Below are 12,366 nucleotides of genomic sequence, written 5' to 3' on the forward strand. Positions count from 1 at the left end.
GCGGTCAGGCGCGCGGGTGCGCCTGGTCCAGGGTGCTGCGCAGGCGCTCGGCGCTGACGTGGGTGTAGATCTGCGTGGTGCCCAGCGAGGAGTGGCCCAGGAAGTCCTGGACGCTGCGCAGGTCCGCGCCGCCCTCCACGAGGTGCGTGGCGGCGGTGTGGCGGAGCGTATGCGGGCTGATGTGGCGGCGGATCCCCGCCTCCTGGGCGTGGCGGTCCACGAGGGTGCGCACCGCGCGGTCGCCGAGGCGACCCCCGCGGGACCCCAGGAACAGCGCCTCGCCCGAGCCCCCGGACGCGAGCACCGGGCGGCCCGTGCCGGTCCACTCCTCGATCGCGCGGATCGCGGGGAGGCCGACGGGCACGATGCGCTCCTTGGACCCCTTGCCGAGGACGCGCACGGTGCGCTCCGCGTGGTCGATCGAGCGCAGGTCGAGGGCGACGAGCTCGGAGACGCGCAGGCCCGAGGAGTAGAGCAGCTCGAGCACCGCCGCATCGCGCCGGCGCAGCGCTTCGTCGATCTCGCGGCGGGAGTCGTCTGCGAGCTGGCCGTCGATGCTCCGGTCGTCTGCGCTCCGTCCCGACCGCTCCCCGCGCCCCGTGCCGTGCGCGCCGCCCGCGGGGCGAGGCGGGGTGGTCCCGTGCTCGGCCGCTTCGAGCAGTTCCTCCGTCTGGCCCTGGCTGAGCACGGCGGGCAGATGGCGACCCCGCTTGGGAGCCTTGAGCCGGCCGCCGATGTCCTGAGGGATCCGTCCGGTGCGCGCGAGCCAGGTGGTGAAGGTGCGCGCGGCAGCGGCCGCCCGGGCGAGGGACGAGGAGGCGAGGCCGGCCTCGGCACGGGCGCCGAGCCAGGAGCGCAGGGCCGTCACGTCGAGATCGGCGAGCTCGATGCGCTCGACCTCGTGCAGATGCACGAGCAGGCTGCGCGCCTCTCGGGAGTAGGCGGCGACCGTGTGCTCGGAGCGTCCTCGCTCGAAGCGCAGGTGCTCGGCGAAGGCGTCGAGCACCTGATCGTCCTCCGGGGCACGCACCGCTCCCCCGTCGCGTGCAGTGCTCCCGGTGGCCATGGGCCCAGTGTCGCACCGCGCCGGCGACGGGGCCGGGCGGCGCGCAGTCGGCGAGGGCGCGTCGCCGGGCCGTTCGCTCGCTCAGCGCCGGCCCACGTTTTCCCCGGTGATGCGTACGTGCCCGAGGGCGTCGAGCCTCCCCAGGGCCGCCATCACCTCGCTCTCGCGGCGGCCGACCTCGCTCGCGAGGCGGTCGATCGTGATGCGCGAGCGCGGCGGGACGGCGTCCAGCACGTGCCGGTCGGCGGGGTCGAGGAGGTCCAGCTCGTCCTGCTGGGCGAAGGAGGAGTCGCCGGCCGGTGCCGAGTGCGGCAGCAGTTCGCGGATCTCCTGCGCCTCGGTGACCAGGACGGCCTGCCCGTCGCGCACCAGCCGATGGCAACCCGCGGAGGCGGCCGAGGTGACCGGCCCGGGCAGCGCAGCGACGGTGCGCGGCGGCTCGATCGCCCCGGCGTGCCGCGCGGTGGACAGCGCGCCGGAGCGCCAGGCCGCCTCGACGACCACCACGATGCGCGCGAGCGCCGCGATCAGCCGGTTGCGGGCGAGGAACCTCCATCGCGTGGGCGCCGTCCCCGGCGGTGCCTCGCTCAGCAGCACGTGGCGCTCGCGGATGGCGCGCAGCAGCTGGTCGTTCCCCCGCGGGTACAGCCGGTCGAGACCTCCGGCGAGGACGGCGATCGTGGGTCCTCCGGCGGCGAGCGCCCCGCGGTGCGCGGCGGCGTCGATGCCGTAGGCCCCGCCCGAGAGCACCGTCGACCCCTCCGCGGCGAGCTGCGCGGCCATCGATGAGGCGCAGTCCTCGCCGTACGGGGTGGAGGCGCGGGAGCCGACCATCGCGATCGCCCGCTCGTCGGCGAGCCGTGCCGGATCCCCGGGGCCGTGGGCCCACAGGCAGAACGGGGCGGCGGGGCCGAGGTCGTCGAGACCCGCGGGCCATTGCGCGTCCCCGGGCACGATCACGCGCATTCCCTGGCCGGCGGCCCGATCCAGGACGGACCGCGCATCGATCCTCCCCTCGCGCTCCTTCCAGCGCGAGAGCCCGGCCGCGGCGGCGGCGCGACGATCCATGCGCTGCGCACGCGGCGCGGTGGGGTCGTGGACCGGCAGGATGCGCAGGGCGTGCTCGACCGCGTCGAGATCTCCTCGGGCGAGGATCTCGAGCCCCTCGCGCACGCCGTGGACCGTGCAGGTGGAGTGCGCGACATCGTCGGAGGGCTCCGCGAGCAGCGACCAGGTGATGCGGGCCATGCGATCCGCCGACGACGCCGCGTCGGACGTGCCTCGCGCGTCCGACGCGAGTCGTTCGTGCGCCTGCGCACTCTCCTCGCACGCGCGGTCCCGGGAGCTCGCCGCGGTCATCACAGGTCCTTCCCGCGCAGGGTGAGCGCGAGGCCCACGTGGTCGGTGTCGGGGCGCGCGCTGCCGTCGAGGTCGGCGAGGGTCCAGGCGACGCGCAGCACGCGGTCGTGGCCGCGCAGGGTCAGGCGGCCGTGGGACAGGGCGCGCTGGAGCATGGCCGCGGCGCGCTCGTCGGCGCTGTACGTGCGCCGCAGCTCGGGGCCGGGGATCTGGGAGTTCAGGTGCCAGGGCTCGTCGGCGAAGCGCGCCGCCTGGCTCTGACGGGCGCGGGCGACGCGCCGGGCGATCTCCGCGCTGGGCTCGGAGGCGCCGGCGTCCCGTCGCATCGGGTCGACCGGCCCCACGTCCACGCGCATGTCGATCCGGTCCAGCACCGGGCCGGAGATCTTCCGGAGATAGCTGCGGCGCTGCATGGGGGTGCACGTGCAGCGGGTGCCCTTCCCCCACGACAGCCCGCAGGGGCACGGGTTGGCGGCGAGCACGAGCTGGAAGCGCGCGGGATAGCGGGTGACGCTCAGCGCGCGGTGCAGGGTGATGTCGCCCGTTTCGAGGGGCTCGCGCAGCGCCTCGAGCACGCGGGAGTTGAACTCGGGGGCCTCGTCGAGGAACAGCACCCCGGCATGGGCGCGGGAGACCGCGCCGGGGCGGGCGATGCCGCTGCCGCCGCCGATCACGCTCGGCGCGCTCGCGGTGTGGTGCGGGCTCTCGAAGGGGGCGGTGCGGATCAGGCCGCCTCCGGCGTCGAAGCTCCGGTCCAGGGAGCGGATCGCGCTGACGGCGATCGCGTCCTCGTCCTCGAGGGCGGGCAGGATCCCGGAGATCCTCGAGGCGATCATCGTCTTCCCCGTGCCCGGAGGCCCCTGCAGCATCAGGTGGTGCCCGCCGGCGGCGGCGACCTCGGCGGCACGGCGCGCCTGGGCCTGACCGATGACGTCGGCGAAGTCGAGGCCTGGGCGGCGCGCACCGGCCTCCGCTCGGGTCGCGGGAGGTCTGCGCGGTGCGAGGGTCTTCTGGGCGGGAGGGTTCAGCGGCGCCCGGCATCCGTGGTGGCGCATGACCTGGCCCAGGTCCACCGCGGAGAACACCTCGATGCCCTCCACGAGGCGTGCCTCGCGCGCGTTCTGCTCGGGGACGACGGCGCGGCGCACGCCCGCCGCGCGCGCGGCGATCAGCGCGGGCAGCACTCCCGGGATCGGGCGCAGCGTCGCGTCCAGACCGAGCTCGCCGAGGTGGACGACGTCCGCCACCGCCTCCGGGTCCAGCGTGCCCTGGGCGGCGAGGATCGCGACGGCGATCCCGAGGTCGAACCCCGAGCCCACCTTGTGGATGAACGCGGGACTCAGATTCACGGTGATCCTGCGCTGGGCGAGCGGGGTGCCGATGGCCCCCGCAGCCGCGCGCACCCGCTCGCGCGCCTGGAGGGTTGTCGAGTCCGGAAGGCCGACCAGGGAGAACGCGGGCAGCCCTGTGGCGACGTCGGCCTCGACCTCGACGAGGGTCCCGGTGACGCCGCGCAGCCCGACGGCGCCCGTCCTCGCGCCCCGGCGCGTGGTCACGGCGCTCATGACACGGACCGCAGGTGCTCGATCTCGCAGCCGCCCGCGCCCAGCACGTGCACGGCGACCACGTCGATCCGCACCTCGTGGTGCCGCGGGGCGTGCTCCATGAGGTACGCGCCGGCGAGTGCGCGCAGGCGTCGCATCTTCAACGGGGTGACGGCCGCCTGCGGGACACCCGTCACCAGGGTGCGGCGCGTCTTGACCTCGACGAACACGAGGGTGGTGCCCTCGAGGGCGACGATGTCGATCTCGCCGGCGCGGAAGCGGGCATTGCGCTCCACGATCTGCCAGCCGGCCCCGGCGAGATGGTCGGCGACGACCTGCTCGCCGATCCTCCCGAGCTCGAGGGCGCTGAGCCTGGCCAGCGGGACGGCGGCGGGGAACGGGATGGGTGCGGGTCGACGTGTCATGCCCTCACCCTGGCGCTCGCGCACGCCTCGCGCGCGGCCGGGGTCGCCGTTGTGGATGACGGGGCACTGGGGAGGAACGGAGGGCGACCCGCGGCCGGCCGACGGGATCGGCCCGTCCGTCGCCCCAGGGGATCAGGGCTCAGGGATCAGGGAAGCGCGATGTCCGGCTTCGCGAGCTCCTCGATGTTGACGTCCTTGAAGGTCACCACGCGCACGGAGCGGACGAAGCGGCTCGAGCGGTAGATGTCCCAGACCCAGACGTCGGCCAGGGTGAGCTCGTAGAAGACCTCGCCACCGGCGGTGCGGACCTGCATGTCGACCTGGTTGCACAGGTAGAAGCGGCGCTCGGTCTCGACGACGTAGGTGAACAGCCCCACCACGTCGCGGTACTCCCGGATGAGCTGCAGCTCCATGTCGGACTCGTAGCTCTCGAGGTCCTGCGTGCTCACGGCTGCGCCTCCTTCGGGATCCGGGGACGGGGCTGCTCGCCCGCGTCCGACCACAGTACGCCAGGGACGCCCGGCGTCTCCTGGACGTTCGCGGCCCCGCTCACGGGGAGTCCCAGGTTCCAGGACCTGCGGTGCTGGGCGTGGGCTCCGCGGGTCCGCAGCGCCTCGCGGTGCGCCGCCGATCCGTACCCCTTGTTGCCCGCCCAGCCGTAGTGGGGCGCGAGGGCGTCGAGCTCGACCATGTGCGCGTCGCGAGCGACCTTCGCGAGCACGCTCGCCGCGGCGACGCTCATGCAGTCGCGGTCGGCCTTCACGCGCAGGTGCACGGAGGGCAGGGGGCGCCCGGCCTCCCGCCCGTCGGCCGCTCCGGGTCCCTGTGCGGCGAGGGCCGGGGTGATGACGTCGGCGTCGCCGTCCATGAGCACGATGTCCGCGGCGACGCCGAGCCCGGCGATCGCGCGGCCCGCGGCGAGGCTCAGCGCGGCGAGGATGCCGCGGGCGTCGATCTCCTCGGGGCTCGCCCACCCCAGGGCGTGGGCGTGGGCGACCTCCCGGAGGGGGCCGACGAGGGCTTCGCGGCGGCGGGCGGTGAGGGCCTTGGAGTCGCGGACGCCCTCGGGCAGGGCGCGCTCCGGACCGTCGGCTCCGATGAGCACCGCGAAGGCCCCGACGACCACCGGGCCCGCGAGCGCGCCGCGACCCACCTCGTCCACCCCCGCGATGACGACGGGGCGCGCGGGGTCGGCGGCTGCGTCGCCGTGCGGCGCGGGGTGCGCGGCATCGGCGTGCGCGAGCGCGAGGGCGATCTCGGTGTCCCAGGTCGGGGCCGACGCGCGGCGCCGACCAGCAGTCGAGGACGCGGGCGCGGTCACGGGCGCCCTCAGGAGGGGTCGGGGACCGAGGCGAAGGCGTCGCGCCCGTCGCCCAGTCCGGTCCAGCGGCTCACGGGCCAGAAGATCGCGACCGCGCGGCCGGTGACGTCGTCCTCGTCGACGTAGGGCTCCTCGCCCTGCGAGTAGTGGTACGAGGAGTCCGCGGAGTCGAAGCGGTTGTCGCCCATGACCCAGAGCTTGTCCGCCGGGACCGTGACGTCGAAGGAGGTCTGACAGGCGGGGGTCTCGGGGTTGATGTACGGCTCGTCGAGGGTCTTGCCGTTCACAGAGAGATCTCCGCCCTCGACGCACTTCACGTGATCACCCGGAAGGCCGATCAGGCGCTTGACCAGGTGGTTCTGCGAGGGATCGGGGGCCAGTCCCACCCAGCTGAGCACCGTGAGCAGGCGGTAGCGGGAGGACTGGTCCGTCCCCGTCTCGCTCTGCATCCAGTTCTGCGTGTCCTCGAAGACGACGACGTCGCCGCGATGGAGGTCGAAGACCCCGGGGCTCAGCTTCGAGACCAGGATCTTGTCGTTCTGGACCAGCGTCGGGTTCATCGAGTCCGAGGGGATGAAGAACGGCTGGATGAGGAAGGTCTTGACGAGCACGGCGATGATCAGCGCGACCAGCATGGTCACCGCGTAGTCGAGCCAGCTCCCGCGGTATCCGCGGCGCCGTGCGGCGCGTGCGCCGCCGCTCCGGCCGGGCTGGGGCCGCTGCCCCGGGCCGTCGGCGCTCACGCCCTCCGACGACTGGTCGCGGACGGTCGCGTCCTCGGGATCGTGGTCCCCGGGGGTCGGCGCCTTCTCGTTCATCGCGCTGATCCTATCGGTCGAGTCGGCCCGCTCTTCCCAGGGGCCAGACAATGCGACTGGCCTCACCGATCACGCGATCGGTCGGGATCATGCCCCCGCCGGGCGATCCGAGCAGGAAGCGGGAATCCGTGGAGTCCGCGCGGTTGTCGCCGAGGACGAACATGCGCCCCTCGGGGACCTCGAGGTCGAAGCGGACCGTGGTGGTGTCGGTGCCGGGCGCGAGGTAGGGCTCCTCGAGCCTCTCGCCGTTCAGCACGAGGTGCCCGCCGTCGTCGCAGCAGCGGATGCTGTCGCCGCCCACGGCCACCACGCGCTTGACCCAGTAGCGCGAGATCGCGCCGTCCTTCGGGAAGTAGCCCGAGCCGTCGAAGACGACCAGCTCGCCGCGATGCACCGCCGTGCCGCCGGTGCGGTCGGCGAGGATCACGTCGCCCGAGCGCAGCGTCGGCTCCATCGATTCGCTGGGCACCCGGAACGGCGCGGCGACGAACTGGCGCACCCCGAACGCGACGACCAGCAGCAGGACGACGCACGCGGCGGTGGCCACCAGGAGTGGCCGCCGCCGCGTGGACGAGGTGCTGGGCACGCTCAGGAGTGCTCGCGCTTCTCCTTGATGCGGGCCTTCTTGCCCGTGAGGTTGCGCAGGTAGTACAGCTTCGCGCGGCGGACGTCACCGCGGGTGACGACCTCGATCTTGTCGATCGTGGGGGCGTGGACGGGGAACACGCGCTCCACGCCGACGCCGAAGGACACCTTGCGCACGCGGAAGGTCTCGCGGATGCCGTCGCCCTGACGGGCGATGACGTATCCCTGGAAGACCTGCACGCGGGAGCGGTTGCCCTCGACGACCTTCACGTGGACCTTGATGTTGTCGCCGGCGCGGAAATCGGGGACGTCGTCCCGCAGCTGCGCCTGATCGATCGCATCGAGCTTCTGCATCGTTCTCTCCTGCCGTTCGCCCCAGGTCGGACGGGGTTCTCGAAGGGGCTGAGCCCCTGCATGGTGAACCGTGGGTTCCGGTGCGGCGCCGCTCGCGAGGAGTCGCGCCGCTCCGTGGTGCTGGGCCTCTGGCCGCGTTTCCGACGCGACGGACCTGCCCGGCCGCTGCCTGCATCGCTCCCCTGGGGCAGAGCGGTGCGCGGCATGCACACAGCGGGTCATTCTGCCAGCAGCGCGAGCACCCCGGCAATCCGGTCCGGCGCAGATCACGCCCGGACGGCGCGACGCGGTCAGCCGCGGGCGTCCCAGAGGTCGGGGCGGCGCTCCCGCGTGCGCTCGGCGGAGCGCTCGGCGCGCCAGGCCGCGATCCGCCCGTGATCCCCGGAGAGCAGGATCTCGGGGGCCTCGCGCACGGCGCCGGACGGGTCCGTCCAGCGCGCCGGCCGCGTGTACAGGGGGTATTCGAGCATCCCGTCGGAATGGGACTCCTCGACCAGCGACGCCGCGTTCCCGACGACACCGGGGACCAGGCGCACGATCGCCTCGGTGAGGGCGAGCACGGCGACCTCTCCCCCGTTCAGCACGTAGTCGCCGAGGGAGACCAGGGCGACCTCGTGGCCTTCGTCGGCCAGGTGCTCGTAGACCCGCTCGTCGATGCCCTCGTAGCGCCCGCACGCGAAGACGATCCACTCGCGCGCGGACCACTCCTGGGCGAGGTCCTGCCGGAACACCCGCCCCGCGGGATTCGGGAAGACGATGAGCGGACGGGCGTCGGCCCCGAGCTCGGCGCGGCCCGCGGCGAGCACGGCGGCGAAGGCCTCGGCCCAGGGCTCGGGCTTCATGACCATGCCGGCGCCCCCGCCGAGCGGCGAGTCGTCGACGGTGCGATGGCGGTCGTGGGTCCAGGTCCGCAGGTCGTGACGGTGCACGGAGATCAGGCCGTCGCGCGCCGCCTTCCCGATGAGGGAGAGGTCGAGGGCCTGGAGGTACTCGGGGAAGATGGTGATCGCGTCGATGCGCACGGCTCAGGCCCCGGTTCCCGGGGCGTCCTCGTCCGTCGCCTCGAAGAGACCTCCGGGCGGGTCGGCGAGCACCGTGCCGGCCTCGATGTCGACCTCGGGCACGAGCTCCTCGACGAAGGGCAGCATGACGCGGCGGCCGTCGGCGGCGCGCACGATGAGCAGGTCCTGGGCCGGGTAGTGCTCGAGATCGATGACGGTGCCCAGCTCGCGTCCGTCGACGTGGCGCACGGCGAGGCCCTTGAGCTCGGAGGGGTACCAGGCCTCCGGGTCCTCCTCGGCCTCGACCTCGGTGTCCACGGCGAGGGTCAGCTCGACCCCTCGCAGGGACTCGGCGTCGGTGCGGCTCGAGACCTCGGAGAAGCGCGCGTACCAGCGTCCCTGCTGGATGCGGGTCGCGGCGACCGTGAGGTCCCGCTCGCCGGTCTCCGTCGCGGCGGTGAAGACGGTGCCGGCGGCGAGGCGCTCCTCGGGCTGGTCGGTGCGCAGGATCAGCGCGACCTCGCCCTTGAGCCCGTGGGCCTTGCCGATGGTCGCGACGGTGACGTCCAGTGCGTTCATGGGATCGCTTTCTGCCGGAGGGGATGGGGCCGACGGGCCCTGACGCGACGGAGGCGGCACCGGTGACCGGTGCCGCCTCCGTGTGCGGTGCGAGATGCGCTCTGCTCAGCGCCGGTCGACATCGACGATGTCCACCCGCACGTCGTCCTCGGAGATCGCTCCGGTGACGGTGCGCAGGGCGCGGGCGGTGCGGCCCGAGCGGCCGATCACGCGCCCCAGGTCCTCGGGGCTGACGCGCACCTCGAGGAGCGGGCCGCGCCGGGTGTCCTTCTCGGTGACGCGGACGTCGTCGGGGTTGTCGACGATGCCGCGGACCAGGTGGTCGAGAGCCTCAGCGCGTGCGCTCATCTCAGGCCTCGTCGGACTTCGCGTCGTCGGCGGCGGCGTCGGCCTCGGCGGTGGTCTCGCCCTCGGCGGGGGCCTCCTCGGAGCCGGGCTCGACGTCCTGGCCCTCGGGCTGCTCGGCCGCGTCCGCGTCCTTGGCCTTCTTCGCGTCCTCGCGGGACGCGGCGGCGGCCTTGTCGGCCTCGGCGATGAGGTCCTCGGCGGACTGCTTGGACTCGGCGCCCTTGAGGGAGCCGGCGGCGTCGCCCTCACCGGTGAACTTCTGCCAGTCGCCGGTGACCTTGAGGATCGCGGCGACCTGCTCGGTGGGCTGCGCACCCACGCCGAGCCAGTACTGCGCGCGCTCGGACTGGACCTCGATGAACGAGGGCTGCTCGGTGGGGTGGTACTTGCCGATCTCCTCGATCACGGCGCCGTCGCGCTTCTTGCGCGAGTCGGCCACGACGATGCGGTAGAACGGTGCACGGATCTTGCCCATGCGCTTGAGACGGATCTTGACGGCCACGAGTGTGGACTCTCCTTCGGCGATGTTCGGGTGAGCCGCGCCGCAGCCTGTGGGGTCATGCGGGCGCTGACGCGTCTCGGGGTGACGCGCGAAGACGGGTAGAGGGCCGGTCGGCGCGCATACAGGGGTCGATTATGCCAGGCCCGACGGGCGGTCGCCAGGCGAGGGCGTGTGCCCCGAGGCACACGGCCCCTCCCCCGCCTCAGGCGCCGGCGATCGCGCCCACGAGCTGATTGCCGCCGAGCGCGATGAACACGACCGCGACGATCCCGAGGATCGCGTTGAGCACCCAGCCGTTGCGCCAGCGCTCGGGCATGTGCCGGGAGTTCATGAGCACCAGCAGCGTGATCGCGAGGAAGGGCATGAACAGCGACCCCAGCACGCCGTAGGCGACGATCACCTGCACGGGCTTGCCGAGCAGCAGCAGGAGCATCGGCGGGAACGTCAGCCAGAGGATGAAGAAGCGGTAGTAGGTGCCGCCGATGCGCCGCTTCGGGTGGTCCTCGGGGAGCTTGCGGGCGCTGCCCCAGAAGTCGGCGAACATGATGGAGACGCCGTTCCACACGCCCAGCACAGAGGAGAACGACGATGCCCAGAAGCCGATGAGGAAGACCCAGCTCATGGCGGTGCCGTAGCGGGAGGCGAGGACGTCCGCGAGATCCAGCAGACCGCGGTCCTCCTCGCCGATCGCGATGCCGCTGGAGTACAGCAGCTCGGCGCCGACGATGAGCATCGCGACCACGAAGATGCCGGAGATGACGTAGGCCATCGCGTTGTCGATCCGCATCACGCGCATCCAGCGCGACGTGGACCAGCCCTTCTCGGTGAGCCAGTAGCCGTAGGCGGCGAGCGTGATGGTGCCGCCCACGCCGCCCGCGATGCTCAGGGTGTACCAGAGTCCGCCCTCGGGGATCCGCGGGATCAGCCCTCCTAGGATGTCCGGGATGTTCGGCAGGGTGATGACGGCCGCGCCGACGACGGTCACGAACATGATGCCGACCAGCACCGCGACGACCTTCTCGAGGGCGTGGTAGCGGCCGAACCACACGAGCCCCGCGCCGACCAGACCCGAGAAGACCGCGTAGACGGCCAGAGGCATGTGGGCGAACAGACCGATGTCGCCGATCACGGGCAGCTGCGGGACGAGCGCGGCGATCGGCAGCGCGGAGGCGCTCATGGCGGTCGCACCGTACACGAAGCCCCAGACCATGATGTAGGGCCCGAAGTACCAGGAGGTCCAGCGGCCCACGCGCCGCCAGCCCTCGAAGATCGAGTGCCCGGTGGCGAGCGTCCAGCGGCCCGCGCCTTCGACGAGGAAGATCTTGATGACGACGCCGGCGACCGCGGCCCACAGCAGGGCGTAGCCGTAGCGGGACCCGGCGACGAGGGTCGCCACGAGGTCGCCCGCGCCGATGCCGGTCGCGGCCACGACGAGGCCGGGTCCGATGATCCGCCAGCGGGCGGGGCCGGAGGCCTCCTCGACCGCGTCGACGGCGGTGGGCGCCTCCGACGTCGAGGGGGCGTCGGTGCGATCTCTGGGGTGCGGGGAGGGGTGCGCTGCGTCCTCGGAGTGCATGCGCCGACGCTACAGGGCCGAGGCCGCCGTCCGCGCACCGCGGCGCGCCGTCCGCCCGACGCCCGTCAGATCTCCGCGGGCCCGCCCCGCTCGGAGCGCGCCGCGAGCTCGACGACCTTCATCATCCCGGCGTGCAGCGCCTGCACCTCGTCCTCGTCCATCCCCAGGCGCTCGCGCATGATGCCGGGGACGGCCTGCGCGCGCTCGCGCAGGGCCCGGCCGGTGTCGGTGAGCACGATCGCGAGCGAGCGCTCGTCCTCCGAGGCCCGGGTCCGCTCGAGATAGCCGGTGGACTCGAGCCTCTTCACCAGGGGCGACAGGGTCCCGGGGTCCAGAGCCAGCCGGGAGCTGAGCTCCTTCAGGGAGAGCGGGGACTCCTGCCACAGGGCGAGCATGACCAGGTACTGCGGATGCGTCAGATGCAGGGGTTCGAGCACGGGCCGGTAGGCCGCGACGATCCCGCGGGACGCGCGCGTGATGGCGAAGCACACCTGGTTCTCGAGCGCGAGGGGGTCGACCTCCTGCCGCGCGGCATCGCTCGTCGCGCCCGCGTCTGCTCGAGTCCCGCTCACGTCGAGGATTCCTCCCGCTGGTCCGTCTGCCTGCTCTCGCTGTCCGTCCGCCTGCTCTCGCGCCACTGCCGATGCAGGTCGCGTCGGCGCAGGTACTCGCGCTTGCGCCGGGCGCGGGGGTCGATGGCCGAGTCGAGCGTGGCCGGCCCCATGATGTGCAGCAGGATATAGCTCGTCCGGAACCCGGTGCGATACAGCCAGGAGAAGGAGTCGGTGCCGCGTGGCCTGTCCATGTGCCCTCCGTCGACGTCGGTGCCTTGCGCACCAATGTTTGGTGCACAAATCCATTGTGCGACGCGGAGCGCCTTTCGGCCAC

General features: G+C 73.2%; 16 protein-coding genes. All 16 read right to left on the minus strand.

Features of this window, described 5'->3' with window-relative positions; genetic code table 11:
• Window positions 1-4 precede the first annotated feature (4 nt).
• The 16 genes from Bra3105_RS05280 to Bra3105_RS05355 all read right to left on the minus strand — a co-directional run bounded on the left by Bra3105_RS05280 (window position 5) and on the right by Bra3105_RS05355 (window position 12,283).
• A complete protein-coding gene (locus tag Bra3105_RS05280; RefSeq protein WP_228358891.1) occupies window positions 5-1,066 on the minus strand; it encodes a tyrosine recombinase XerC in 1,062 nt (353 codons plus the stop codon).
• An 81-nt stretch (window positions 1,067-1,147) separates the two neighbouring features.
• On the minus strand, window positions 1,148-2,425 hold the full coding sequence (dprA, locus tag Bra3105_RS05285; protein ID WP_228358892.1) for a DNA-processing protein DprA: 1,278 nt from the start codon (window positions 2,423-2,425) through the stop codon (window positions 1,148-1,150).
• Complete coding sequence (locus Bra3105_RS05290) at window positions 2,425-3,990, minus strand: YifB family Mg chelatase-like AAA ATPase (protein WP_228358893.1); 1,566 nt, start codon at window positions 3,988-3,990, stop codon at window positions 2,425-2,427. Before Bra3105_RS05290 ends, dprA begins: the two co-directional genes overlap by 1 nt.
• On the minus strand, window positions 3,987-4,394 hold the full coding sequence (locus Bra3105_RS05295; protein ID WP_200503600.1) for a YraN family protein: 408 nt from the start codon (window positions 4,392-4,394) through the stop codon (window positions 3,987-3,989). The genes Bra3105_RS05290 and Bra3105_RS05295 overlap by 4 nt, the downstream gene beginning before the upstream one ends.
• A gap of 146 nt (window positions 4,395-4,540) precedes the next feature.
• Window positions 4,541-4,843, minus strand: a complete 303-nt coding sequence (locus Bra3105_RS05300; protein ID WP_109275318.1) for a DUF2469 domain-containing protein — start codon at window positions 4,841-4,843, stop codon at window positions 4,541-4,543.
• Window positions 4,840-5,715: a ribonuclease HII gene (locus Bra3105_RS05305; RefSeq protein ID WP_228358894.1), complete on the minus strand. Its 876-nt coding sequence runs from the start codon at window positions 5,713-5,715 to the stop codon at window positions 4,840-4,842. The genes Bra3105_RS05300 and Bra3105_RS05305 overlap by 4 nt, the downstream gene beginning before the upstream one ends.
• Window positions 5,716-5,723: 8 nt before the next feature.
• Entirely contained in the window at window positions 5,724-6,533 is an 810-nt protein-coding gene (gene lepB, locus Bra3105_RS05310; RefSeq protein WP_228358895.1) for a signal peptidase I, read from the minus strand.
• A 10-nt stretch (window positions 6,534-6,543) separates the two neighbouring features.
• Window positions 6,544-7,119 carry a signal peptidase I gene (lepB, locus tag Bra3105_RS05315; RefSeq protein WP_228358896.1) on the minus strand — a complete coding sequence of 192 codons (576 nt, stop codon included), beginning with the start codon at window positions 7,117-7,119 and terminating at the stop codon, window positions 6,544-6,546.
• A gap of 2 nt (window positions 7,120-7,121) precedes the next feature.
• Window positions 7,122-7,472 carry a 50S ribosomal protein L19 gene (gene rplS, locus Bra3105_RS05320; protein WP_200503602.1) on the minus strand — a complete coding sequence of 117 codons (351 nt, stop codon included), beginning with the start codon at window positions 7,470-7,472 and terminating at the stop codon, window positions 7,122-7,124.
• A 290-nt stretch (window positions 7,473-7,762) separates the two neighbouring features.
• A complete protein-coding gene (gene trmD, locus Bra3105_RS05325; protein ID WP_228358897.1) occupies window positions 7,763-8,494 on the minus strand; it encodes a tRNA (guanosine(37)-N1)-methyltransferase TrmD in 732 nt (243 codons plus the stop codon).
• A gap of 3 nt (window positions 8,495-8,497) precedes the next feature.
• A complete protein-coding gene (gene rimM, locus Bra3105_RS05330; protein ID WP_200503604.1) occupies window positions 8,498-9,052 on the minus strand; it encodes a ribosome maturation factor RimM in 555 nt (184 codons plus the stop codon).
• A 105-nt stretch (window positions 9,053-9,157) separates the two neighbouring features.
• Window positions 9,158-9,400: an RNA-binding protein gene (locus tag Bra3105_RS05335; protein WP_200503605.1), complete on the minus strand. Its 243-nt coding sequence runs from the start codon at window positions 9,398-9,400 to the stop codon at window positions 9,158-9,160.
• A 1-nt stretch (window position 9,401) separates the two neighbouring features.
• The gene (gene rpsP / locus Bra3105_RS05340) at window positions 9,402-9,902 is read right to left on the minus strand and encodes a 30S ribosomal protein S16 (protein ID WP_228358898.1); all 501 of its coding nucleotides are present in this window, start codon (window positions 9,900-9,902) and stop codon (window positions 9,402-9,404) included.
• 202 nt (window positions 9,903-10,104) lie between these two features.
• A complete protein-coding gene (locus Bra3105_RS05345) occupies window positions 10,105-11,478 on the minus strand; it encodes an Nramp family divalent metal transporter (protein WP_228358899.1) in 1,374 nt (457 codons plus the stop codon).
• Window positions 11,479-11,543: 65 nt separating this feature from the next.
• A complete protein-coding gene (locus tag Bra3105_RS05350) occupies window positions 11,544-12,050 on the minus strand; it encodes a MarR family winged helix-turn-helix transcriptional regulator (protein WP_228358900.1) in 507 nt (168 codons plus the stop codon).
• A complete protein-coding gene (locus Bra3105_RS05355; protein WP_228358901.1) occupies window positions 12,047-12,283 on the minus strand; it encodes a hypothetical protein in 237 nt (78 codons plus the stop codon). Before Bra3105_RS05355 ends, Bra3105_RS05350 begins: the two co-directional genes overlap by 4 nt.
• Between the last annotated feature and the right edge of the window lie 83 nt (window positions 12,284-12,366).

This window comes from Brachybacterium halotolerans subsp. kimchii, from assembly GCF_020792675.1.
In the GTDB taxonomy this organism is placed as follows: Bacteria; Actinomycetota; Actinomycetes; order Actinomycetales; family Dermabacteraceae; genus Brachybacterium; species Brachybacterium halotolerans.